This window comes from Curtobacterium sp. MCPF17_002, from assembly GCF_003234115.2.
Lineage (GTDB): Bacteria > Actinomycetota > Actinomycetes > Actinomycetales > Microbacteriaceae > Curtobacterium.
Map to the genome: position 1 here is coordinate 1,125,516 of NZ_CP126251.1, position 24,507 is coordinate 1,150,022.

Consider the following 24,507-nt stretch of genomic DNA (forward strand, 5'->3'; position numbering starts at 1 on the left):
CGGGCGCAGGGATCGAGGAGAGATCATGCGACGCAGGACGATCGCCGCGCTGGCCGCGGCGGCAACGGTGGCGCTGGTGGCAGCGGGATGCTCGGCGAGCGGCACCGCCGACACGGCCTCCGGATCGGGCGGCAGCCTGGTCTACGCCACGGGCGAGCCCGACCACCTGACCCCCGGACGGCAGACCGTCGCCTTCGACCAGGTGATGAGCCTGTTCGCACCGTTGACGCAGACCGACTCGAAGGGGAAGCTCCACGACGTCGCGGCGAAGAGCGTCGAGAGCGATGACAACGTCACGTGGACGATCACGCTCCGCGACGGGTGGGAGTTCCAGAACGGCGAAGCGGTGACGCCGGAGAGCTACGTCAAGGCGTGGAACCAGACCGCGTACGGCCCGAACGCGTGGGAGAACAGCGGTCAGCTCGCCTCGATCGTCGGCTACTCGGACCTCAACCCGGCGTCCGGCAAGCCCAAGACCACCACCATGTCGGGGCTCAAGGTCACCGGCGACGACACCTTCACGGTGCAGCTCACCCACGCGGACAGCCAGTTCCCGCTCCAGCTCAGCCAGGCCCAGACCGCGTTCTACCCGATGCCCGAGGCGGCGTACAAGGACCTCAAGGCGTACGACGAGAAGCCGATCGGCAACGGCCCGTACGAGATGCAGAACACGTGGAAGGCGAACCAGGAGTTCACCGTCACCGCGTGGAAGGGCTACGAGGGCACGAAGCCGACGACGAAGGACGTCACGTTCCGCAGCTACTCGGACATGAACACCGCGTACACCGACGTGCTCGCCGGGAACGCCGACGTGCTCTTCCTGCCCGCCGACAAGATGACGAGCGCCAAGGCCGACTTCGGTGAACGCCTGCACTCCTTCGACGCCCCCGGCATCGACTACATCGGCTTCCCGCTCTGGGACGAGCGCTACTCGGACCCCGACGTCCGCCGCGCGATCTCGATGTCGATCAACCGCAAGCAGGTGAACAAGGCGATCTACGGCGGCCTGTACGAGCCGGCGACCGCGCTTACCCCGCCCTCGATGTCCGGCACGAAGGAGGGCATCTGCGGCGACGCCTGCGAGTTCGACCCGGCGGCCGCGAAGAAGCTCCTCGCGAAGGCCGGCGGCTTCGACGGCACCATCACGCTCGTCTACCCGGGCGGCAACGGCCTCGACTCGCTCTACCAGGCCTACGCCAACCAGATCCGTCAGAACCTCGGCGTCGACACCGAGGCGAAGGCCACCACCGACTGGGCCTCGTACTACTCCGAGCTGACCGACAAGAAGATCGCCGGCCCGCACTTCGGCCACTGGGGCGCCCTGTACATCAGCCAGCAGAACACCCTCCGTGCCCTCTTCACGACGGCCGGCGGCTGCTCGCCCTGCACCGGGTACTACCAGGACGACGCCGTCGACTCGCTGCTCGCGAAGGCCGACTCCGCGGGGTCGCAGGCCGAGGCGAACGAGTACTACGAGCAGACGCAGGAGGCCGTGCTCGAGGACTTCCCGATCGTGCCGACCTTCTTCGACAAGTACTCGTACGTCACGAGCGACAAGGTCACGAAGCTGCCCGCCGTGGCCGGCAGCCCCGCCATCGCCCAGATCGCCGTCAAGTAGCCGCCGCGTGGACACCGACACCGTCCTCCGCCTGGTCCGGGACGTCCCGGACCAGGACGGCTTCCCCCTCGTCGACGACCTGCACGCCCGGTTCGACGCGCTCGCCGCGGCCCACCCCGACCGGGTCACGGTGACCCGGATCGGCACCAGCCGGCTCGGCGAACCGCTGCACGCGTACCGGATCGGCACGGGATCGCACACCGCCGTCATCGTCGGCGGCGTGCACCCGAACGAGCCGATCGGCTCGTGGACCGCGCTGCACCTGGCGACGTGGTTGCTGAGCGACGACGACGGCGCCGGCGACAGCGACGGCGCCGGCGACATCGACGACGACAGCGACAGCGACGCCGCGGCCGCCGCGGCGCTCGACACCACGTGGCACATCGTCCCGACGATCGACCCGGACGGCATGCGACTCAACGAAGCGTGGTTCCACGACCCCCACGACCGGGTGTTCTACTCGCGGCACTTCTACCGTCCGGCCCCGGACAGCCAGGTGGAGTGGACGTTCCCGAACGCGTACAAGTCCGTGTACTTCGACCAGGTCCTGCCGGAGACGCTCGCCTTCATGCGGCTCATCGACGACACCCGGCCGGACCTGCTCGTGTCGCTCCACAACGGGGAGATGGGCGGCGTCTACTACTACCTGTCCGAGGACCTCCCCGACGTGATCGACGTGCTGCACGCGGTCCCGGAGTCGCTCGGCCTACCGCTCGACACCGGTGAGCCCGAGTCGCCGTACCTCCGCGAACTCGCCCCGGCGGTGTTCGCGATGGACGGCATCGAGACGGCGTACGACTACCTCGAAGGCCTCGGGGTCGACCCCGGCGAGCACATCCGTGGCGGGTCGAGCGCGGCGTGGGCACTGCGGCACGGGGCGCTCTGCATGGTCGCCGAACTGCCGTACTGGAGCCACCCGGACGCCGACGACCAGACCCCGACCGAGGAGTCCTACGCGGACCTCCTCCGCCGGTGCGCCGACGAGCTCGGCGCCTCGGGCACCGAGCTGCAGGAGATCCTCGACCAGGCGTCGCCGATGCTCACGATCGAGACGCCCTTCCTCGAGGGGTCGCGCGCGTTCATCCCGATGCTCGCCGCGGCGCCCGAGACCGACCACGCCCGCGCCGACCACGAACCCGCCGACCGCATGGCCACCGTCGCCGAACGCTTCGGCTGCGAGGACCTCGTCCGCTGCTTCCGACTCCGCTACGGCGGCATGCTCCTCCGCGCGCTCGAGGCGGAGACCACCGCCGGCACGGCGGCGGCGCCGCTCCGGCGGCTCCGCGACCGCCTCGCGGACCGCTACGCGCTCTGGCAGGCCGACGAGGTGCCCGACGCGACACCGATCCCGATCCGCAAACTGGTGGGGGTGCAGTTCGGGGCGATCCTCGCCTGCGCGAGTCACGTGTCGGATTCGACCCGCGCCTCCCGTCCGTCCCTGGTCACCACCAGCGGGCCGGGAGGCGCGTGATGCGTCCGGCGCTCGCCGTCGGCCGACGGGTCGGCGGCCTGGTCATCGTCTTCCTCGGCGTGACCTTCCTCATCTACGCGATGACGTTCGCGCTGCCGGGCGACCCGATCAAGGCGCTCGGCGGGGACCGCCCGCTGACCGACTCGGTCGTCCGGGCGCTGCGGTCGGAGTACCACCTCGACCAGCCGCTCTGGCTGCAGTACCTGCAGTACATCGGCGGCCTGTTCCGCGGTGACTTCGGCACCGACTTCAGCGGACAGTCCGTCGGGGAGCAGATGGCCTCCCGCTGGCCGGTGACGATCACCCTCGCGCTCACCGCCTGGGTGCTCGAGATCGTGCTCGGCATCGGGCTCGGCGTGGTGTCGGCGCTCCGGCGCGGAACCGTCCTCGACAAGACCGTGCTCGTCGGCACGATCGTCGTCGGGGCGATCCCCGTGTTCGTCCTCGGTGTCGCGCTGCAGCTCGTGTTCTCGGTGCGGCTGCACTGGTTCCCGGTCGCGGGCTCCACCGCCGGTTGGCCGACCGCGTACGTCCTGCCCGCGTTCGTCATCGCCCTGTTCGGCCTCGCCGCGGTGTCCCGGCTCACCCGCACCTCGATGATCGAGACGCTCGACGCCGACTTCGTCCGGACCGCACGCGCGAAGGGCCTCGCGCCGGGGCGGATCGTCGGCGTCCACGTGATGCGGAACTCGCTCATCCCGACCGCGACCTACCTGGCGACCGACCTCGGGTACCTGATGGGCGGCACCGTGATCATCGAGGGCATCTTCAACCTGCCCGGCGTCGGCAACCTGCTGTTCCAGGGCATCCGGTCGCACGAGGGAGCGGTCGTCGTCGGCATCTCCACCGCGCTCATCCTGGTGTTCCTCGTGACGAGCGTCCTCGTCGACCTGCTTCACGCCGCACTGGACCCGCGGGTCCGGACGGGAGCCTCCGCATGACCACCTCCGCCATCGGCGCCACCGTCGGCCCCGTCGTCGCCACGAAGCGCCGACCGTTGCGCGCCGCCGTCCGGAAGCCCGGGTTCTGGCTGCCCGCCGGGGTCCTCGTCGTCGTGCTCCTCATCGCCGTGTTCCCCGCGTTCTTCGCCGGGTTCTTCGGGCACGGGGACCCGCGGGTGTGCCAACTCGGCCGGAGCGGCGCCGCACCGACCGCCGGGCACCCGTTCGGCTACGACCTGCAGGGCTGCGACGTGTACGCGAACGTCGTCTACGGCACGCGGTCGTCGATCTCCGTCGCGCTCCTCACCACCGTCCTCGCCGGCATCGTGGCCGTGGTCGTCGGGACCGTCGCCGGGATGGTCGGCGGATGGGTCGACGCGGTGCTCGCGCGGCTCACCGACGTGTTCCTCGGCTTCCCGTTCCTGCTCGGCGCCGTCGTCGTGCTCAACAGCGTGGGGGAGCGGTCGGTGCTGACCGTGTCGCTCGTGCTCGCCCTGTTCGGCTGGCCGACGATGGCCCGGCTCGTGCGGTCGAGCGTCCGGACCGTCCGGAACGCCGAGTTCGTCCTCGCCGCCCGCACCATGGGACTGTCCACGTGGCGGATCACCACGCGGTACGTGCTGCCGTCGTCGATCTCGCCGCTGCTCGTCCTCGCCACCATCACCGTCGGCGGGGTCATCGTGTCGGAGTCGTCGCTGACGTACCTCGGCATCGGGCTGGAGAGCCCGGCGATCTCGTGGGGGCTGCAGCTCTCCGCCGCGACGTCGCAGTTCCTCCGCGCCCCGCACATGCTCATCGCGCCCGCGGTGTTCCTCGCCGTGACGGTCCTGTCCGTCATCGCGCTCGGGGACACCCTCCGCGCGGCGCTCGACCCGCGTCGCCGCTGACGCGCCAGACTCGACCCAGACCGTTCCTCGAAAGGACCACCGTGACCGACACCCTCGCCGCCTACCGGACGACCCTGCCCTACATCCACGAGTGGGTGTCGTACAAGGTCTGGCAACTCCGGGTCCCTGGCGTGCAGGTCGCGATCGGGTACGGCGGCGAGGTGCTCTTCGACGAGGCCTGGGGCTACGCGGACGTCGAGGCCGGACGCCGCCTCACCACGACGGACCTGTTCCGCATCGCGTCGCACTCGAAGACCTTCACGTCCACCGCACTCCTGCAGCTCGCCGAGCGCGGGTCGCTCCGTCTCGACGACACCGTCGGCACGTACATCCCCGCCCTCGTCGACGGCGGATCCCCGCTCGCCGACGCCACGATCCGGGAGCTCATGGAGATGGGCGCCGGCGTCATCCGCGACGGGCACGACGGCGACTACTGGTCGCTGCTGCGGCCGTTCCCGGACGAGCAGGAACTCCTCGCACTCGTCCTCGACCGCGGCCAGAAGGTCCCCACCGGGTCGTCGTTCAACTACTCGAACCTCGGCTACTCGCTGCTCGGGCTCGTCATCGCAGCGGTGTCCGGGCAGTCCTACAACGACTTCGTCCGCGAGTCGATCACCGAGCCGCTCGGCCTCCGGAACACCGGGCCCGACTGGGACCCCACCCGCGCCGACGACTTCGTGGTCGGCTACACCGGCTTCCACACCGCCCGCAGCCGTCGCCGCATCGACCACGTCGACACCCGTGCGATGGCCGCCGCGACCGGGTTCCACGGCACCGCCTCTGACCTGGTGAAGTACTTCTCGCAGCACGTCATCGGCCACGGCTCCCTGCTCGACGACCACTCGAAGCGGCTCGCGCAGCGGAAGGCCTGGAGCGCCACCGAGGACCCGGCGGACCGCGGCTACGGCGCCGGCTTCATCGTCGACCGGATCGGTGGCCGCGAGATCCGCGGCCACTCCGGCGGGTTCCCCGGCCACATCACCCAGTCGATGTTCGACCCGGCGTCGGGCCTCGTCGTCTCGGTGATGACGAGTGCCGCCGCCGGGCCGGCAACGCTCATCGCCACCGCCGTGATCGCGATCCTCGACGCGGCGGCCGACGCCGACGCCCCGGGGACACCGGTGCCGGACGACGTCGACACGAGCACCTTCACCGGCCGGTTCGCGAACCCATGGGGCGTCAGCGACATCGCGCGCATCGGCGACCGGCTGATCGAGGTCGACCCGTCGTCCCCGACGCCGCTCGAGACGCCGACCCGCCTCGAGGTGATCGACGCCGACACGCTCCGGATGACCCACGGCAACCGGTTCGGCTCGATCGACGAGGACATCACCTACGCGCGTGACGCCGACGGCACCGTCCTGTCGATCCGCGCCGGCGGCGGCATGACCGAGGAGCCCTGGGCGATCCCGTCCGAGTCGCCGGAGGTCGCGGCTGGGCTGGCACCGTGAGCCCCGACGGTCGTCCGCCAATGCGGTCGGACGCTGCGCGGACGGACGCTGCGCGGACGGACGCCGCACTGGCCGATGACGTCGTCCTCGAGCCGGAGCGGCAGGCGTTCGTCGAGGAGTTCGCCCTCATGCTCAACGACGGCGCCGGCATGCCGCTCACCGATGCCCGCGTCCTCGGCTACCTCATGATGACCCGAGCGCCGCACTCGTCCTCCGCCGACCTGCAGGCAGCGCTCGCCGCCAGCTCGGGTTCGGTCTCGATGGCCACCCGGCGGCTCGTCGACTCCGGGTTCGTGAAGCGGCACATCGTCCCCGGCGAGCGCAGCCACTTCTTCCGCGCCGAGGCCGACGTGTGGGGTTCCTGGCTCGCCAGCGAGCGGAAGTACCTGGACCGGCAGCGGGACATCATCGGCCACGGACTCGCGGTCGTCGAGGCCGCGGGGCGCACCGGTCCCGGCGACGTCGATGCCGAGGTCCGCGAGCGCCTGCTCAACGGCCGCGACTACATGCAGTGGCTGCAGGGCTACCACCGCAAGATGCTCGAGGAGTGGGAGGCCTTCAAGGCCGCTCGCGACGACACCGACCGACCGGAGACCCCATGAGCGACGTCCTCACCGTCGATCGCCTGACCGTCACGTTCGACGTCGACGGCGAGGTCGTCCGCGCCGTCGACGAGGCCTCGTTCACCGTCGGCCGCGGTGAGGTCGTCGCGGTGGTTGGCGAGTCCGGCTCGGGCAAGAGCATGACGGCGATGACCGCGATGGGCATCGCCCCCGACGGTGCGCGCGCCTCGGGCAGCATCCGGATCGGCGACCTCGAGGTCCTCGGCGCCGACGAGCGCTCCCTCCGTGAGGTCCGCGGCCGCCGTGTCTCGATGATCTTCCAGGACCCGTCCGCGGCGCTCAACCCGGTCTACACGGTCGGGTTCCAGCTCGCCGAGGCCGTCCGCCGCGCCGACGCCTCGCTCGACCGGGCGACGGTCCGCGAGCGCTCGCTCGAGCTCCTCCGTGCCGTCGAGGTCCCCGAGCCGGAACGCCGACTCGGCCAGTACCCGCACGAGCTCTCCGGCGGGCAGTGCCAGCGCGTCATGATCGCGATGGCCCTCGCCGCCGACCCGGACCTCCTCATCGCCGACGAACCGACCACCGCCCTCGACGTCACCGTCCAGGCCGAGGTGCTCGACGTCCTCCGCGCCCTCCGCGAGCGCACCGGCACCGCGATCCTCCTCATCACGCACGACATGGGCGTCGTCGCCGACATCGCCGACCGTGTCGTCGTGATGCGCCGCGGTCGCGTCGTCGAGACCGGCACCGCGAGCGAGGTGTTCGCCGCGCCGTCCGCCGACTACACACGCGAACTGCTCGCTGCGGTCCCACGGATGGGCACGTCGACCACGACGGGCCTGGAGGCGCGACTCGCCTCCGCCACGGAGCCCGCGTCGCCCGTCCTCGACGTCCGGCACCTCGTGGTCGAGTACGGGAGCGCCCTGCGCGGACGCTTCCGGGCCGTCGACGACGTGTCGTTCACCGTCGGTCGCGACGAGATCGTCGGCCTGGTCGGGGAGTCCGGCAGCGGGAAGACCACCATCGGTCGTGCTGCGATCGGCCTCGCGCCGATCACCGACGGGAGCATCGTCGTCGAGGGCACCGACGTGGCGGGTGCGCGTCGTGCCGTGCGGCGGGAGATGCGCCGACGTGTCGGCGTGGTCTTCCAGAACCCGCTGCGCTCCCTGAACCCGCGGTACACGGTCGGGCAGACCGTCGCCGAGCCGCTGCGGCAGATCCTGCGGCTGCCGGCCGCCGAGGTGGAGTCCCGCGTCGAACGGCTGCTCACGGACGTGGGCCTCGACGGCGGCTTCCGGGAGCGCTACCCGCACGAGCTGTCCGGTGGGCAGCGGCAGCGCGTCGCGATCGCCCGCGCCGTCGCCCTCGACCCCGCGCTCCTCATCGCGGACGAGCCGACGAGCGCGCTCGACGTGTCCGTGCAGGCCCGCGTGCTCGACGTGTTCCGGGAACTCCAGGAACGCCTGGGCTTCGCCTGCCTGTTCGTCACGCACGACCTCGCCGTCGTCGACACCCTGTGCGACCGGGTCGTCGTGCTCCACGGCGGCCGCGTCGTCGAGACGGGGACGTGCGACGCGATCCTCCGCGACCCGCAGGACCCGTACACGCGGCGGCTCGTCCAGGCCGCGCCGGTCCCGGACCCCGTCGAGCAGGCTGCCCGTCGGAGTGCACGCTTGGCCTCGCTGTCGGCTTGATCGGATCTGGCCGGTGCTGGCCGGTGCTGGCCGGTGCTGGCCCGTGATGACCCGTGCCGCTCGGGCGGCGGCGCGAGGGCACGATCCTTTTCGGATCTGACCGTCCTGGTCCGAGGAACCCGGCGATCGTGAACCGGAACGATCAACAGGGAAACGGATCGTGTGGCTCCGGAGCGCGGACCCGTCCGAGGGCGCGGTCCATCGAGCGCACCGTGCTGAAACCGAACCGCGCGGCCACGAGGCGTCGGTCGGTCCCGGACCCCGTCGAGCAGGCTGCCCGTCGGAGTGCACGCTTGGCCTCGCTGTCGGCCTGATCGGATCTGCTCCGTGATGGCGCCTGCCGCTCGGGCGGCGGCGCGAGGGCACGATCGTTTTCGAATCTGACCGTCCTGGTCCGAGGAACCCGGTGATCGTGAACCGGAACGATCAACAGGGAAACGGATCGTGTGGCTCCGGAGCGCGGACCCGTCCGAGGGCGCGGTCCATCGAGCGCACCGTGCTGAAACCGAACCGCGCGGCCACGAGGCGTCGGTCGGTCCCGGCCTCGAGCGCTCGACGGACGGGCAGCGACCGGAACCAGCGCCGCAACTGGTCCGGGCTGCAGCCGGTCGCGGCGCGGAACCGACGACGAAGGCTGGCGGCGGACCCTGTCGTGAGGTCGAGGAGCTCGTCCGTCGAGGGTCCGTCGCCCGCCTCGGACAACCGATCGATGCACCGGGCCAAGCCGTTGTCGGCGAGGAACGCGGGCGGGTTGTCGCGCAGGACACCCAGGACGACCACCCGTGCGAGAGCATCCCGTTCCGCGGCGTGCCAGCGGCCGTTCGTGAGCAGTCCGAGGAGCCCGAGCGCCCGGATCATGCCGTCGGACGGGGCGTCGGGTGGCTGGGTGCGGAGGAAGTCCGAGCGGCCGAGGGTCTCGTGGGCCAGGGTGCCGAACGCCGCCGAACCGATGTGGACACCGGTCGAGCTGAACAGGTCGTCGCCGGTCGTGGGCGGCGGGCGTCGTTCGGGGCCGGTGCCGATGGTGGCGGTGCCACGGTGCGTGAACAAGGCGGCCGTTCCCGGACGGACCAGCTCCAGCCGGTCGCCGCAGGTCACCCAGGCCTCGACGTGTGTCGACGACGCCACCCACACGTGCGCCTCGCCGGCCTCGAGGTCGAGCGTCCACTCCTGCTCGTCGGAGTGGACCTCGTGTCCGTACCGTGCTTCGAGGCCCGCGGCGTCGACCAGTGCTCGGAGTGCATCGCCCATGCGACGACGCTGGCACGCCCGACACCGGCGTCGCGTCGCTCGCCCGAGATCGGTGGAGAACGGGTCAGCGGACCTCGGCGGTGTCCCAGAGGCGAGCGGCACCCGCGCGGACCGAGCGGAACAGCGGTCCGGCGACGAGGAGCGCTGCCGCGGTGTACGCGACCGCCTGCAGCAGGTACGGCACGGAGACCGCGGTGTCGAGCGCGCCCTGGGGCAGGTCGACGAGGGGCACCGTGGAGAGCGCCAGCAGCGTCACGAACCACCCCGCCGCGGCGACCGCGGCGATCCACCCGAAGATCCGACGCGGTCCGCCATCGTTCCGGAGGATGCGGACGCCGAAGGCCAGCAGGGCGCCCTGCGCGACGACCACGAGCACGGTGATCAGGACGCCGGAGACGACCGACGAGAGGGCGAACGCCAACACCGAGACGGCGACGGCCAGGAGCGCGCGGTCCTTCGTCCGCCACGCCGCGAGTCCCGTGGCGAGCGCCGCGATCCCGGCGAGCAGCGTGGCCGCGATCACCACGGCCCGTGGCGGATCCCACTGCGTGAGCACGGCGGCCGCGATGCCGCTCAGCGCCGCGATGACCGTGGCCACCGTGGCGGCCAGCGCGGTCAGACGATCCCCCGTGATGTTCTGCACATGGGGCACGATACGCCGGGACGGGGGATAACCCCACCACGGGTCCGGGAGGGGGCAGGATGGGGGAACGAGCCGCCGATCGCGAGGCTTGGTGTCATGACCGACACCGCCCGCCTCGACCAGGCCGAGACCGTCCCGCTGAACGACTCCGTCCCACCAGGAGCCACCGAACCGATGCCCACGCAGCCGAACGCCGCGCAGTCGAACCAGACGCCGCCGTCGTGGTCGTCGACCCCGCCGCCGACCGGCACGGGCACGGACCCCGGCACCGGGTCGGGTTCCGGCTCTGGGATGACCGCCGGCGCCTTCTACCGCGATGCCTGGCGTCGACTTCCCCGTGACTTCGGGTACATGGCGCTCACCGCGGTGCTGCTCTGCACGCTCTACGTGGCGTTCCCGGCGGCGATCTTCGGCGGCGGGTTCCGCGACCTGTTCAACCCGTTCGTGCTGCTGATGTTCTTCATCGCGCTGTTCGTCGCCCGGTGGCTCGGCCAGTTCGAGAAGCTCCGCATCGGGTGGGCGGACACGCGGCCGATCCGTCCGGTGGACTGGACGCCGCGCTGGCAGCAGAACTGGTGGACCCGCACCGGCTCCGCGGTCGCGAACCCGCACTACTGGCTCTACCTGCTGCACGCAGCGGTCGTGTACCCGCTCGTCGCCCTCGTCACGGTCGGGGCGGGGGCCGTGCTGCTCGCCGGCTTCCTGTGGCCGCTCGTCCTCGGTGGCGTCTTCCTCCTGAACGACGTCCGAGTCGGGTACGCCGGCTCGACCGACGTCGGGTTCGTCGTCGGCGTCGGGTTCATCGGGCTCCTGTCGATGGCCGCGTCGGTCGTGCTCCTCCCGCTCTGGGCCCGCGGCTCCGTCATCGCGCACTACTGGGTCGACTTCGGCCTGCTCGGCGGGTTCCGTGCGGAACAGCTGGAGCAGCGCGTCGCCGGGCTCCAGGCCTCCCGCGCCGGCGCCGTCACCGCTGAGGGGCAGGCGCTCCGCCAGATCGAGCGCGACCTGCACGACGGCCCGCAACAGCGCCTCGTCCGACTGCGCATGGACCTGTCCGCCGCCGAGCGTGCGTTCGACAAAGACCCGGAGAAGGCGAAGCAGCTCATCGGCGAGGCCTCGGAGCACGCGCAGGACGCCCTCGACGAACTGCGCGCCCTGTCCCGCGGGTTCGCGCCGCCGATCCTGCTCGACCGCGGACTCGTCGCGGCACTCGAGGCGCTCGTCGCCCGCACGCCGATCCCCGTCGGCCTCGAGGTCCGCCTGCCCGAGGGACTCGAACTCGCGACGGAGATCCAGCGGAACGTGTACTTCACCGTGAGCGAGCTGCTGACGAACACCACGAAGCACGCCGGCGCCGAGGCCGCGGGCGTCTACCTCGGCCTCGTCGTCGACGCCACCGGCCTCTGGTACCTGACGGTCAGCGTCACCGACGACGGCCGCGGCGGGGCCCGACCGCAGGAGGGCCACGGCATCGAGGGGCTGATGGGCCGGATGCGCGCCCTCGACGGCGAGCTCACCGTGTCGAGCCCCGAAGGCGGCCCGACCGAGGCGACGGCGCGGATCCCGCTCGGTGCCCTCAACGGCGTCCCGGTGGCGCGCGTGTGAAACCACCTTCGACACCGCGGTCCTGACACGGCGGTCCTGACACCGCGGTCGTGACGCCACGGTCAGGGACGCAGTGGGGGCGGGCGGCACCGCTCCCACTAGGCTGGTCGGCATGAGCGACGGCCCGGATGCAGCACGCATCCGGGCCGTCGTCGTCGACGACGCGGTGCTGCTGCGCGAAGGGCTCACGCGGGTCCTCGACGAGGCCGGCATCGACGTCATCGGGCAGTACGCCGACGCCGTCTCGTTCCTCGCGACGCTGCCCGAGCACGCCCCCGACGTCGTCGTGATGGACGTCCGGATGCCGCCGACCTTCACCGACGAGGGCGTCCGCGCCGCCGTCGAGACCCGCCGCCTGGCGCCACGCACCGGGGTCCTCCTGCTCTCCCAGTACGTCGAGGCCACCTACGCCGAGGACGTCCTCGCCGCCGGCGCGACCGGCATCGGGTACCTCCTCAAGGACCGCGTCACCCGGCTCGAGGAGATCGACGACGCCGTCCGGCGGATCGCCGCCGGTGGCACCGTGCTCGATCCTGAGGTCGTCACGCAGCTCATGAGCCGTCGCCGCAACCCGCTCGAAGCGCTCACCCCGCGGGAGCGCGAGGTCCTCGGCCTGATGGCCGAGGGACGCACCAACGCGGCCATCGCCCGGGCGCTCGTCATCGGCACCGGTGCGGTCGAGAAGCACATCTCCAGCATCTTCGGCAAACTCGCGCTCGAGGACACCGGCGAGGACCACCGTCGCGTCCTCGCCGTGCTCGCTTACCTCGGATGACGAACGCGCTGGTGAACCGCCTTCCGGCACCGGTCCTCGCGCTCGCCGCGATGGTGTCCGTGCAGATCGGCGCAGCGATCGCGAAGACCCGCTTCGACGACGTCGGGTCCGTCGGCGCCGCCACGCTCCGGCTCGTCATCGGCGCGATCGTCCTCGCACTCGTCGTCCGGCCCCGGGTCCGGCACTGGACCCGCGCGCAGTGGCTCGGCGCGATCGGTCTCGGGCTGGCGCTCGGCGGCATGAACGTCTTCATCTACGTGGCGTTCGCGAGCATCCCGATCGGCGTCGCCGTCACCATCGAGTTCCTCGGCCCGCTCGCCCTCTCCCTCGTGCACACCCGCCGGTGGCGCGACGTCACCTGGGCAGTGCTCGCGCTCGCCGGGGTCGTGCTGCTCGGGGTCGGACCGGCGGCCGTCACCGCGGTCGGCGGCGTCGTGTTCGCCGTCCTCGCCGCCGCGTGCTGGGCCGGCTACATCGTGATGAACCGGCACGTCGGTGCGGCGATCCCCGGGGTCGACGGGCTCGCGGTGTCGATGCTCGTCGCCATGGTCGTCGCGCTGCCGTTCGGACTCCGGTCCGCGGTCGACGGCGTCGTCCGGGAGCCCGTGTTGCTCGTCGTGTTCGGCGCCGTCGCGGTGCTGTCGAGCGTCCTGCCCTACGCGCTGGAGATGCTCGCGCTCCGCCGGATGCCCACGCGGGTGTTCGGCGTGCTGCAGAGCCTCGGCCCGGCGATCGCGGCGCTCGCCGGCCTGGCGATCCTGCACGAGGGACTCGCGCCGCTCGAGATCGTCGCACTCGCGTGCGTCACCGCGGCGAGTGTCGGCGTGACGCTGTCCGCGCGACGCGGGCGAGGGGTGAGAAGCGAAGGCGCGGATCCGGTTCCGTCGTGACGGACGCGATCCGCGCCTCCAGGAAGACCCGTCTACTCGTCGCGGAGGAAGTCCGCGTACGTGGGTTCCGAGCGCTCACCCGTCAGGAGCGCCGGGTCGTTGACCCGCCGTTCGACGTAGGCCGCGATGACCTCGGGCGGGGTGAGCACGTGGGCAGCCCAGGACGGCACCTCGTTCCTCTTCATTGGTGCCTCCTTCCCGTCCAGCACTCCGACCGAATGTCTCGATCATCGAGTTACTTGCTGAACCGGTGTTCGCCAAACGATCCTCGTCATGCCGAGGGAAGTCAATGCGGTGCGTTCTGCGGACTGCGCCGACCAGCGTCGGCACGCAACGTGCGGTGCTTCACGGCGGAACGCCACACCCACGCGTTCGCCTGCTGCCCGAACTGCGCCCACTCGACGAGGACCGCATCGCGGGTCCAGCTCTTCGCGAAGGCCTTCACCCGGACGTGGAACGTCGGGAACTGGATCCACGCCCACACCGGCACCGGGGTGACCGCGTGGCAGGCGTCCGGACCGCGGGCGTCCTCGGAGAGCGAGTAGGCGCGCGGGCGCTCGACCTCCGGGTGCTCCGGGGGCTGCCACCGGTTCTCGCGACGCCGTCCCACGAGAGTATTCGAACGTGTGTTCGAATCCGAGTCAAGTCGGCCGCGGCTGATCCGCGCGCTCGTGACAGGGGATCGGCGTGTCGGCCGGACTGCGCGGCCCGCCGTCTCAGGGCTGTGCGCGGGCCGTTGACTCGCGGACGCTCAGCGTCAGCGACGGCCCGGGGCGCGACGGCAGGGTGACCCCGGCGTCGATCTGCTCGCGCAGGAGCGTCGCGGCGCGCTGCCCGAGCTCGACGGTGTCACGCGTCAGCGAGGTGATCGCGGGACGGACGAGCCGGATCATCGCGGAGTCGTCGAACGACACGATGGAGACGTCCCCCGGCACCGCGACCCCCATCTCGCTCGCGACCCCGAGTCCCGCGACCGCGAGCACGTCGTTGTCGTAGACGATCGCGGTGGGCCGGGTGCTCCGGGACAGCAGGGTCCGTGTGGCCCGCGCACCGGCGTCGGCCGAGTAGTCGGTCGGGATCGACAGGGCGTCGGTGAGTCCCTCGGCGGCGGCGAAGGTGCGGACGCGGTCGATCCGCATCGCGGTGTGCTCGAACTCCGGCCGGCCGGCGACGTGGGCGATCCGCCGGTGTCCGAGCGCGTGCAGGTACCGCAGGACGGTGTCGGTCGCGTCGGAGTCGTCGATCCACACGGTCGGCGCCGCGCCCTCGGGGGAGGGGTGCGAACCGACGACGACGGCGGGCATCCCGAGGTCGGCGAGCAGCGCGAGTCGGTCGTCGTGGCGCCGCGGGTCGATGACGATCACGCCGTCGACCCGGTGCCCGCGCCACCAGTCGCGGTAGGTCTCGAGCTCCTCGGCGGCGTCACGGGCGACGAGCAGGTTCATGCCGACGTGGCTGCCGGCGAGCCCGAGCTGGATGCCGGAGATGAGGTCGCCGAAGAACGACTCGGTGCCGAGGGTCCGGGCCGGACGGTTGAGGACGAAGCCGATCGAACCGGCCCTGGCGCCGCCGAGCGCCCGGGCCGCGGTGTGCGGCTGCCAGTCGAGTTCGTGGGCGATCTCACGCACCCGGCGACGGGTTTCGTCGGACACGCCGGGGCGGTCGTTGAGCGCGAACGAGACCGCGCTGATGGACACGCCGGCACGCGCCGCGATGTCGGCGATCGTCGTCCGGCGTTTGGTGGCCACGGGGTTGACTATAGCGCTTTAGTCGTTCATAGTCGCTGCCACGTACCGGTTCCGTGCGATCCACTCAACCGGTTCAGCAGCAGCAGCAGCACTGTCAGCAGAGCAGCACCGTCAGCAGACATCGTCAGCACAAGGGAGTCCGACGCGATGAGACCGACCACACGAACGACCACGAGCCGCGCGATCGCGCTGCTCGCCGGAGCCGCAGCCACCGCCCTCGTCCTCACCGGGTGCTCGAGCGGCAGCAGCGGAGCGGACAACGGCGGCGGGGACATCAGCGGCGACATCACCCTGCAGACGTGGGCCCTCACGCCGACCTACACGGACTACCTCAACGGCGTCATCAAGGGCTTCGAGAAGGCCCACCCGGACGCGAAGGTGAAGCTCCAGGACCAGCCCGGCGACGGGTACGCCGACAAGGTGCTCAGCCAGGCCTCGTCGAACTCGCTCCCGGACGTCATCAACCTGCCGCCGGACATCGCCCTGCCCCTCGCGAAGCGCGGGTTCCTGCAGGACGTCGCGAAGGACGACGCGAAGCTCTCGAGCACCTACGTCTCCGGCGCGCTCGACTCGTACAAGTACAAGGGCGTCGACGGCACGTTCGGGTACCCCTGGTACCTCAACACCGACGTCGACTACTGGAACAGCGACATGTTCGCCAAGTGCGGGCTCGACGCGAAGAACCCGCCGAAGACCACGGACGAGCTGTTCACGCAGGCGAAGACGATGCACGAGAACTGCCCGACCGACTACCTGATGAGCCGGAAGCCCGGCCTCGGCGACTTCACCCTCGCCGGCGTCAAGGTGCTCAACGCCGACGGCACGAAGTTCACCTTCGCGGACTCCTCGAAGGCCGCCGACCTCATCGACCGCTACAAGGACGCGTACCAGGACGGCTACATGCCCTCCAACGTGCTCAACAGCGACTACCTCGGCAACTCCACCTTGTTCACGCAGGGCAAGGTCGCCTGGACCACCGGCGGCGCGACGTCGCTCGCCGACTTCGAGAAGAACAACCCGTCGCTGAAGGGCAAGGTCACGGTCAGCCCGGCGCTCGACACCCCGCCGCTCTACGTGCAGGGACTGTCGGTCTCGTCGAAGTCGAAGCACCTCGCCACCGCCGAGGCGTTCGCGAAGTACATGACGAACGCGAAGAACCAGGAAGCGTTCGCCCACCAGGTCAACATCTTCCCGTCGACCACGTCGTCGCAGTCCGACCCGTACTTCTCGAAGGACGACGGCACCGTGAACGGCGAGGCCCGGGTCCTGGCGAACGAGGCCCTGAAGACCGCGAAGGTCCTCAACCCGGTCGAGGCGAACTCCGCCATGACCGACTTCCTCGACCAGCAGATCGCCCTCGCCATGAAGGGCCAGGTGGCACCCGAGAAGGCGCTGCAGACGGCCCAGACCAAGATGAACAGCCTGCTGGCCAACGGCTAGTCGGAACAGGAGGACCGTCATGCGCGCGAACCGCTGGTTCACACCCTGGTTGCTCGTCCTGCCAGCACTCGTCTGGCTCGTCGGGTTCAGCCTCTGGCCGTCGATCAACACGGTGCGGCTGTCGTTCACCAACGCCAGCCCGCTCGGTGGGGTGAGCCAGTGGGTCGGGGTCAAGAACTTCGAGACCCTGCTCGCCGACCCGCAGGTGTGGGAAGCGCTGCTCAACAGCGTCATCTACATGGCCATCTGCCTGCCGCTCCTGACGGTCCTCCCGCTCCTCATGGCGGTGCTCGTGCAGCAGAAGCTGCCCGGGATCGCCTTCTTCCGCACCGCCTACTACACGCCGGTGATCGCCTCCGCGGTGGTCGTCGGGCTGATCTGGACGTGGATCCTCGACGACCGCGGGGTCGTCAACGAGATCGCGCAGGCACTCGGCGTGGTCCAGGGCAGCATCCCGTTCCTCACCGACCGCTGGTTGCTGCTCATCAGCGCCATCAGCCTCACGGTGTGGAAGGGCCTCGGGTACTACATGATCATCTTCCTCGCGGCGCTCGGGAACGTCGGCAAGGACCTGCACGAGGCAGCCGCGCTCGACGGCGCGGGCTCCGTCCGTCGGTTCTGGTCGGTCACGATGCCGGGCGTCCGGGGGACCATGACGCTCGTCGGGATCCTGGTCTGCGTCTCCGCGCTCCGGGTGTTCAGCGAGCTCTACATCCTCACCAACGGCACCGGCGGACCGGGCGGGCAGGACAACTCGCTCGTGATGCTCATCCAGCAGTACGCCCGCGGCTTCACCGGCAACCTCGGCTACGCGTCGGCCCTGAGCCTCCTGCTCTTCGTCGTGACGCTCGTGCCGATGCTCGCCCTCGCGCGGATGAACAGCAAGGCGGACAAGTGACGAACACGACCACCACCTCGGAACCCGTCCTCGGGGGCGCGCTCGGGTCAGCCGTCCCGGCCCCCGACGTGCCCGGGCCGGAAGCGCCCAAGCGACGCCGCAAGCGCGTCTGGGGCGTCATGTCGACCCGTGAGAAGGTCGTCCGCTACGTCCTGCTGATCCTGGTCCTCTTCATCACGGTCGGGCCGTTCCTCTGGCAGCTGTCGACCTCGCTCAAGGGCGCGGGCGAGGACATCTACACTGCGAACCCGTCGTTCATCCCGTCGCAGCCGACGATCGAGAACTACCTCAAGGTCGCCGCCGCGATCCCGGTCTGGCGGTACATCGGCAACTCGCTGCTCGTCGCCGCGATCGACGTGTTCGGCAACATCGTGTTCGCGACGCTCGCCGGCTTCGCCCTCGCACGCCTGCAGTGGCGGTTCCGGAAGTTCGTCCTCGGACTCTTCCTCGCCACCCTGGTGCTGCCGGGCGAGGCGACGATCATCTCCCAGTTCGTCACCGTGAAGGACCTCGGCCTCGCCGACAACCTGGTCGGTGTCGCCTTGCCCGGCATGATCGCCGCCCTCAACGTCTTGCTCATGTTCAACGCGTTCCGGCAGATCCCCGAGGAGATCGACCAGGCCGCCGTGATGGACGGCGCGAACGCGATGCAGCGACTCCGCTACATCTCGTTGCCCGCCGTGCAGGGGACCATCGCCGTCATCGCGATCTTCTCGTTCATCGGCGCGTGGGACGACTTCCTGTGGCCGCTCATCGTGCTGCAGTCGCCGGAGAACCTCACGCTCACCGTCGGGCTGCAGTACCTGCAGGGAACGTTCGCCACCGACCAGCGGATGATCGCCGCGGGCACGATGATCGCGTTCATCCCGATCGCCGTGATCTTCGCCGTTCTCCAGCGCTTCTTCTTCAAGGGCGTGGAAGAGGGCGGGGTGAAGGGCTGATGCGCTTCGGCGTCAACCACACCCCCTCCGTCGGCTGGTTCCACTCGTGGCTCGACTTCTCCCCGTCGGACACCGCGCGCGACCTGGAGGCGATCGCGTCGCTCGGCGCCGACCACGTGCGGATCTTCCCGCTCTGGCCGATCGTCCAGCCGAACCGGTCCCTCATCCGGCAGCAGGCACTCGACGACGTCGCCACGGTGGTGGACATCGCCGGGTCCTTCGGCCTCGACGTCAACGTCGACGCCCTGCAGGGGCACCTGTCGAGCTTCGACTTCGTGCCGTCCTGGCTGGACAGCTGGCACCGGCGGAACATGTTCACCGACCCGGACGTCGTCGCGTCGACCGCCGCGTACGTGCGGGCGCTCGCCGCAGCGGTCGCGGACAAGCCCAACCTGCTCGGCATCACCATCGGCAACGAGGTGAACCAGTTCGCGCACGCGCCGCACCCGGCCCCGCACGACATCACGGCGGAGCAGGGCCACGCGTGGGCGGCGGCGATGGTCTCGGCAGCACGGGACGGCCTGGACAGCGGCCTGGAGGCACGGCCCGCCCCCGCCCCGTCCACCGCCCCCGGCACGGGGTCGCGTCCACGGCCGCTGGTCACCGTCGCCCAGTACGACGCGGCCTGGTACGACGACGCGCAGCCGTTCGGCCCGGAGCACGCGTCGGACCACGGTGACGCGACGGTGACGCACTCGTGGGTGTTCAACGGCTCGGCGGCGCTGCACGGCGCCCTCGGGCCCGGATCGGTCCGGCACGGCGAGTACCTCCTCCAGCTCGCCGCGGCCTGGAACCGCGATCCCGCACGGCCGAACTGGCTGCAGGAGGTCGGCGCCCCGACGAACGTCATCGCGCCCGCCGACGCCGCCTCGTTCACCGAGCAGACCATCCGGCACGTCCTCGACGCGCAGCACGTGCTCGGCGTCACCTGGTGGTGCTCGCACGACGTGTCCCGGTCGCTGGCGGACTTCCCCGAGCTCGAGTACGACCTCGGCCTGTTCACGAACGACGGCCGCGTGAAGCCCGCGGGCGAGGCGTTCGCCGCGATGGCCCGTGCCGGAGCGACAGCGGGAGGCGCCGGGGCCGGCGCGGGGGACCGGACGCCGCCGCCCACCGCACTCGTCCTCGACGACGTCATGCCGGACGGTGCCGATCGTCACGGCGTGCGGGCGGACTGCGCTCCCGGCGGCCGGTTCGCCGCCGCCTGGCTCGACCTCGCCACGACCGCGCCGGACGGCCGGGGACCCCAGGTGGTCCTCCGCTCCCGGCTCGCCGACACCGACCTGCTCGCAGCACGCGGCATCACCCGCTGCGTCGACGTGCCCGCCGACCTCGACACCACCACCCTCACCGTCGCGCACCCCGCGACGATGTCCTGACACGCTCCTCGTTCCCAGCACTCCGCCCTCCGCCGGCACCGACGCCGGCCCTCCCGTCACCAGGAAGGTCCCCATGCACGACGACATCCCCCTCACCACCGGCCGGGCACGACGTGTCCTCGACGAGCGGATCCTGCCCGCGGTGCACGCCACGGCCACCCCGCTCGACGCTTCCTGGCACGAGCTGCCGGGCGAGCCGATCCCACCGACCGAGGGACTGCAGCTCGACTTCGCGCCGTACGAGGTCGGCACGACGTGGGGTGCCGCCTGGGGGACGACCTGGTTCCGGCTGACCGGCACCGTGCCGGACGCCTGGGCCGGCCGACGGGTCGAGGCCGTGATCGACCTCGGGTTCGACAAGAACATGCCGGGCTTCCAGTGCGAGGGACTGGTGTACCTCGCCGACGGCACCCCCGTGAAGTCGATCAACCCCCGGAACCAGTGGGTGCTCCTCACCGAACGGGCCGAGGGCGGCGAGACCGTCGAACTCTTCGTCGAGGCGGCGTCGAACCCCGTCCTGCTCGACTACCACCCCTTCCTCGTGACGCACGAGGGCGACATCGAGACGTCCTCGCCGAAGCGCCTCTACACGAGCCGGCGGATGGACCTGGCGGTGTTCGAGTCCGAGGTGCACGAACTGTCGCTCGACATCGACGTGCTGCTCGAGCTGCAGGCCGAACTCCCCGAGGGCCCCAGGCGGATGCGCATCCTGCAGGCGCTCGACGACGCGCTCGACCGGCTCGACCTGCAGCACATCGCCGAGACCGCACCGGATGCCCGCGCGGCGCTCGCCGACGTGCTCGCCGCGCCCGCCGAGGCCTCCGCGCACACGATCTCCGCCGTCGGCCACGCCCACATCGACTCGGCCTGGCTCTGGCCGGTGCGCGAGACGATCCGGAAGGTCGCCCGCACCAGCTCGACGATGACCGAGCTCATCGACCAGACCGACGACTTCCTCTACGGGATGTCGAGCGCACAGCAGTACGCGTGGATCAAGGAACACCGCCCCGAGGTCTACGCCCGGGTCAAGGCCGCCGTCGCAGCCGGCCGGTTCGTGCCGCTCGGTGGCATGTGGGTCGAGTCCGACACCGTGATGCCGACCGGCGAGAGCATCGTGCGGCAGTTCTCGCAGGGGCAGCGGTTCTTCGCGCGCGAGTTCGGGATCCGACCGAAGGGTGTCTGGCTGCCGGACAGCTTCGGGTACTCCCCGGCGCTGCCGCAGCTCATGCGCCGTGCGGGCTTCGAGTGGTTCTTCACGCAGAAGATCTCCTGGAACCAGGTCAACAAGTTCCCGCACCACACGTTCCTCTGGGAGGGCATCGACGGCTCGCGGGTGTTCTCGCACTTCCCGTCGATGGACACCTACAACTCGCGCCTGAGCGGCTCCGAGGTGGCGAAGGCCTCTCGGCAGTTCCGTGAGAACCGCCTCGCGACGGGCTCGATCGCGCCCGTCGGGTGGGGCGACGGCGGTGGCGGCACGACCCGCGAGATGACCGGCACCGCGAAGCGCCTCGCCGACCTCGAAGGCAGCGCCAAGGTCCGCTGGGAGCACCCCGACACGTTCTTCGACCGGGCGAAGGCCGAACTGCCGAACCCGCCGGTCTGGGTCGGCGAGCTCTACCTCGAGCTGCACCGTGCGACCCTGACCTCGCAGCACGGCACGAAGCAGGGCAACCGCCGCAGCGAGCAGCTCCTCATCGAGGCCGAGCTCTGGGCGGCGACCGCCGCGGCACGGACCGACTTCGTGTACCCGTACGACGAACTCGACGCGCTCTGGCAGCAGGTCCTCCTGCAGCAGTTCCACGACATCCTTCCGGGCACCTCGATCGCCTGGGTGCACCGCGAAGCGGTCGCGAAGTACGCCGAGACGGCGGTGCGGCTCACCGCGGTCATCGAGTCGGCGCTGTCGGCACTGGCCGGTCACGGCGACCGGGCGGTCGTCGTCAACCCGGCCCCGTTCCTCCAGGCCGGTGCACCCGCGCAGGGCGCGGTGCTGGCGACCGACGTGGCGGAGCCGACCCCGGTGACCGTCACCGACCAGGACGGCGGGTACGTGCTGTCGAACGCGCTCGTGCGGGTCGTCGTCGACGCGCAGGGACTCGTGACGAGCGCTGTCGACCTGTCCACAGGGCGGGACGCGATCGCTGCCGGGCAGGCGGCGAACCTGCTGCAGCTGCACCAGGACTTCCCGAACATGTGGGACGCGTGGGACGTCGACCGGTTCTACCGGAACCGCGTCGAGGACCTGGTGGACCTCACCGGTCTGACCGCGTCCGTCGGCGCCGACGGCGTCGCCCAGGTCGTCGTGCAGCGCGCGTTCGGCGAGTCGACCGTCACGCAGGAGATCATCCTCGCGCCGGACTCCCGCACCCTCGAGTTCGACCAGAGCACCGACTGGCACGAGACCGAGAAGTTCCTCAAGGTGGCGTTCCCGCTCGACGTCCGCGCCGAGCACACCGTCGCCGAGACGCAGTTCGGCGCGCAGAAGCGGGTCACGCACACGAACACCTCGTGGGAGGCCGCGAAGTTCGAGACGTCGATGCACCGCTACGTCCTCGCCGAGGAGCCGGGCTTCGGCGTCGCCCTCGTCAACTCGTCCATCCACGGATTCGACGTCACCCGCGACGCCGTCGACGGCCACGTCACCACGACGATCCGGTTGTCGCTGCTGCGCGCGCCGCGGTTCCCGGACCCCGAGACCGACCAGGGCGTGCAGACGCACCGGTTCGGCATGGTGATCGGCACCGACCAGCTCGGCGCCACCGCCGCCGGCGTCCGCATGAACGCCGGTGCTCGAGCAGTCACCGGCGCGCACGGCTTCGACCCGCTCGTGCAGGTCTCCGGCGACGTCGTGCTGTCGAGCGTCAAGCTCGCCGACGACCGCTCCGGCGACCTGGTCGTCCGCGTGTACGAACCGGTCGGGCGTCGGGGCACCGGCGGCATCGCGGTCGACGGGCCGTTCGGCGAGCCGGTCGAGGTCACGCTCCTCGAAGAGGCCGACGACGCGCTCCCCGGCGTCGCAGCGGTCACGGACGGCGTCGCGGCGTTCCCCGTCGACGCCTACGAGGTGCGGACCTTCCGGTTCCCGCGCGCATGAGAACGTCCCGGGCCGGCCCTTCGGGTGGGCCGGCCCGGGCGACACGACGGCATCCGCGGTCGTGGTCATCCACTCGACGAGGAGTGACATGAAGAAGTCCATGAAGTTCGGCATCGCCGCGGCGATCGTCGCGATGGTCGCAGCGCCGATGGTGCCGGCAGCGGCGTCCGCGGCGCCGTCGCCCACCGGGATCGAGCACGGCAAGGGTGCGGCGCACGGCGTCGGTCACGCTGTCGGTCGCGGCGTCGGTCACGGGAAACAGCCGCACGCCGCGCCGACCAAGACCGGTCCGACGAGCATCGCGTACGTCGAGGTCAACAACGACGAACTCTCGAACGTCGGCCGGTACACGCTCGCGAACGGCGCGAACGCGTTCGACGTCGCGATCATCTTCGCGTCGAACATCAACTGGGACGGCACGAAGGCCGTCCTGTCCAACAACGACAAGGTGCAGGCGACGCTCGACGACGCCGCCACCCAGATCCGGCCGCTGCAGGCGAAGGGGATCAAGGTATCGCTGTCGATCCTCGGCAACCACCAGGGTGCGGGGATCGCGAACTTCCCGACCCAGGCCGCCGCCGAGGACTTCGCCTCCCAGGTCTCCGCCACGGTGACGAAGTACGGGCTCGACGGGGTCGACCTCGACGACGAGTACTCGGACTACGGCACGAACGGCACGCCGCAGCCGAACCAGCAGTCCATCGGGTGGCTCATCAGCGCCCTGCGCGCCGACATGCCGGGCAAGCTCATCTCGTTCTACGACATCGGCCCGGCGTCGTCCGCGCTGTCGACGTCGAGCAGCGCCATCGGCTCGCAGCTCGACTACGCCTGGAACCCGTACTACGGCTCCTACTCGGCGCCGTCGATCCCGGGGCTGTCGAAGTCGGCGCTGTCCGCCGCCGCCGTCGACATCCAGAACACCCCGCAGGCGACGGCGGTGTCGCTCGCCGAGCGCACGAAGGCCGACGGGTACGGCGTCTTCATGACGTACAACCTGCCTGGAGGCGACGAGTCCGCCTACGTCTCGTCCTTCACCGCCGTCCTCTACGGGCAGGCCGCGACGTACCGCTGACGTCGCGTCCGTCGCGCGGGTCGCGCTCGGCTGGGTGCTCGCCTCGTGCGAGGTTGCGTACGTGGTGCGACCCCGAGCGCGAGGCACCGAGTACGGAACCTCGCACCGAGTTCGCGCCCTCTCGCACCGTGCGAGGCCCGCGT

Annotated in this window: 21 protein-coding genes; 16 read left to right on the forward strand and 5 right to left on the reverse strand. The window is 70.9% G+C overall.

All coding sequences use genetic code 11. From position 1 onward, the window contains the following. Positions 1–25: 25 nt before the first annotated feature. The 7 genes from DEJ28_RS05410 to DEJ28_RS05440 are packed head-to-tail and all read left to right on the forward strand — an operon-like array spanning position 26 to position 8,625. Positions 26–1,618, forward strand: coding sequence for a peptide ABC transporter substrate-binding protein (locus tag DEJ28_RS05410; protein ID WP_258368034.1), 1,593 nt, complete (start codon positions 26–28; stop codon positions 1,616–1,618). 7 nt (positions 1,619–1,625) lie between these two features. Further along, positions 1,626–3,089, forward strand: coding sequence for a M14 family zinc carboxypeptidase (locus DEJ28_RS05415; protein ID WP_111115402.1), 1,464 nt, complete (start codon positions 1,626–1,628; stop codon positions 3,087–3,089). Next, positions 3,089–4,030 (forward strand): ABC transporter permease, encoded by a 942-nt coding sequence (locus DEJ28_RS05420; RefSeq protein WP_111115403.1) that lies wholly within the window; start codon positions 3,089–3,091, stop codon positions 4,028–4,030. The genes DEJ28_RS05415 and DEJ28_RS05420 overlap by 1 nt, the downstream gene beginning before the upstream one ends. Further along, entirely contained in the window at positions 4,027–4,917 is an 891-nt protein-coding gene (locus DEJ28_RS05425; protein ID WP_111115404.1) for an ABC transporter permease, read from the forward strand. Before DEJ28_RS05420 ends, DEJ28_RS05425 begins: the two co-directional genes overlap by 4 nt. A gap of 41 nt (positions 4,918–4,958) precedes the next feature. Beyond that, entirely contained in the window at positions 4,959–6,368 is a 1,410-nt protein-coding gene (locus tag DEJ28_RS05430; RefSeq protein ID WP_258368035.1) for a serine hydrolase domain-containing protein, read from the forward strand. 20 nt (positions 6,369–6,388) lie between these two features. Next, positions 6,389–6,970, forward strand: a complete 582-nt coding sequence (locus tag DEJ28_RS05435; RefSeq protein ID WP_111115405.1) for a GbsR/MarR family transcriptional regulator — start codon at positions 6,389–6,391, stop codon at positions 6,968–6,970. Further along, entirely contained in the window at positions 6,967–8,625 is a 1,659-nt protein-coding gene (locus DEJ28_RS05440) for a dipeptide ABC transporter ATP-binding protein (RefSeq protein ID WP_111115406.1), read from the forward strand. Before DEJ28_RS05435 ends, DEJ28_RS05440 begins: the two co-directional genes overlap by 4 nt. 426 nt (positions 8,626–9,051) lie before the next feature. Here the strand turns inward: DEJ28_RS05440 and DEJ28_RS05445 are convergent, their stop codons facing one another. Together DEJ28_RS05445 and DEJ28_RS05450 are read right to left on the reverse strand one after the other, a co-directional pair. Next, entirely contained in the window at positions 9,052–9,876 is an 825-nt protein-coding gene (locus DEJ28_RS05445) for a helix-turn-helix domain-containing protein (RefSeq protein ID WP_111115407.1), read from the reverse strand. A gap of 64 nt (positions 9,877–9,940) precedes the next feature. Beyond that, positions 9,941–10,519 carry a hypothetical protein gene (locus DEJ28_RS05450; protein WP_111115408.1) on the reverse strand — a complete coding sequence of 193 codons (579 nt, stop codon included), beginning with the start codon at positions 10,517–10,519 and terminating at the stop codon, positions 9,941–9,943. A gap of 96 nt (positions 10,520–10,615) precedes the next feature. On the opposite strand from DEJ28_RS05450, the gene DEJ28_RS05455 reads away from it, so the two are divergent. The 3 genes from DEJ28_RS05455 to DEJ28_RS05465 all read left to right on the forward strand — a co-directional run bounded on the left by DEJ28_RS05455 (position 10,616) and on the right by DEJ28_RS05465 (position 13,789). After that, a complete protein-coding gene (locus DEJ28_RS05455; RefSeq protein WP_111115409.1) occupies positions 10,616–12,124 on the forward strand; it encodes a sensor histidine kinase in 1,509 nt (502 codons plus the stop codon). 112 nt (positions 12,125–12,236) lie between these two features. Continuing rightward, positions 12,237–12,899 (forward strand): response regulator transcription factor, encoded by a 663-nt coding sequence (locus DEJ28_RS05460; protein ID WP_111115410.1) that lies wholly within the window; start codon positions 12,237–12,239, stop codon positions 12,897–12,899. Beyond that, positions 12,896–13,789 carry an EamA family transporter gene (locus DEJ28_RS05465; protein ID WP_258368036.1) on the forward strand — a complete coding sequence of 298 codons (894 nt, stop codon included), beginning with the start codon at positions 12,896–12,898 and terminating at the stop codon, positions 13,787–13,789. The genes DEJ28_RS05460 and DEJ28_RS05465 overlap by 4 nt, the downstream gene beginning before the upstream one ends. Before the next feature lie 32 nt (positions 13,790–13,821). On the opposite strand, the gene DEJ28_RS05470 is transcribed toward DEJ28_RS05465, so the two are convergent. From DEJ28_RS05470 to DEJ28_RS05480, 3 genes are all read right to left on the reverse strand, one after another. Then, complete coding sequence (locus tag DEJ28_RS05470; RefSeq protein ID WP_181433688.1) at positions 13,822–13,974, reverse strand: hypothetical protein; 153 nt, start codon at positions 13,972–13,974, stop codon at positions 13,822–13,824. A gap of 101 nt (positions 13,975–14,075) precedes the next feature. Continuing rightward, complete coding sequence (locus DEJ28_RS05475) at positions 14,076–14,399, reverse strand: hypothetical protein (protein WP_111115411.1); 324 nt, start codon at positions 14,397–14,399, stop codon at positions 14,076–14,078. Positions 14,400–14,505: 106 nt separating this feature from the next. Next, positions 14,506–15,537: a LacI family DNA-binding transcriptional regulator gene (locus tag DEJ28_RS05480; protein ID WP_111115412.1), complete on the reverse strand. Its 1,032-nt coding sequence runs from the start codon at positions 15,535–15,537 to the stop codon at positions 14,506–14,508. Positions 15,538–15,684: 147 nt separating this feature from the next. Here DEJ28_RS05480 and DEJ28_RS05485 point away from each other — a divergent pair, with 147 nt between their 5' ends. The 6 genes from DEJ28_RS05485 (at position 15,685) to DEJ28_RS05510 (ending at position 24,364) form a co-directional block, all read left to right on the forward strand. Then, positions 15,685–16,977: an ABC transporter substrate-binding protein gene (locus DEJ28_RS05485; protein ID WP_111115413.1), complete on the forward strand. Its 1,293-nt coding sequence runs from the start codon at positions 15,685–15,687 to the stop codon at positions 16,975–16,977. A 19-nt stretch (positions 16,978–16,996) separates the two neighbouring features. Beyond that, positions 16,997–17,875 (forward strand): carbohydrate ABC transporter permease, encoded by an 879-nt coding sequence (locus DEJ28_RS05490; RefSeq protein ID WP_111115414.1) that lies wholly within the window; start codon positions 16,997–16,999, stop codon positions 17,873–17,875. 119 nt (positions 17,876–17,994) lie between these two features. Further along, on the forward strand, positions 17,995–18,816 hold the full coding sequence (locus DEJ28_RS05495) for a carbohydrate ABC transporter permease (protein ID WP_502866952.1): 822 nt from the start codon (positions 17,995–17,997) through the stop codon (positions 18,814–18,816). Continuing rightward, a complete protein-coding gene (locus tag DEJ28_RS05500; RefSeq protein ID WP_111115415.1) occupies positions 18,816–20,195 on the forward strand; it encodes a glycoside hydrolase 5 family protein in 1,380 nt (459 codons plus the stop codon). The genes DEJ28_RS05495 and DEJ28_RS05500 overlap by 1 nt, the downstream gene beginning before the upstream one ends. A gap of 73 nt (positions 20,196–20,268) precedes the next feature. Continuing rightward, complete coding sequence (locus DEJ28_RS05505; RefSeq protein ID WP_111115416.1) at positions 20,269–23,292, forward strand: alpha-mannosidase; 3,024 nt, start codon at positions 20,269–20,271, stop codon at positions 23,290–23,292. An 88-nt stretch (positions 23,293–23,380) separates the two neighbouring features. Beyond that, on the forward strand, positions 23,381–24,364 hold the full coding sequence (locus DEJ28_RS05510; RefSeq protein WP_220034624.1) for an endo-beta-N-acetylglucosaminidase H: 984 nt from the start codon (positions 23,381–23,383) through the stop codon (positions 24,362–24,364). Positions 24,365–24,507: the final 143 nt, after the last annotated feature.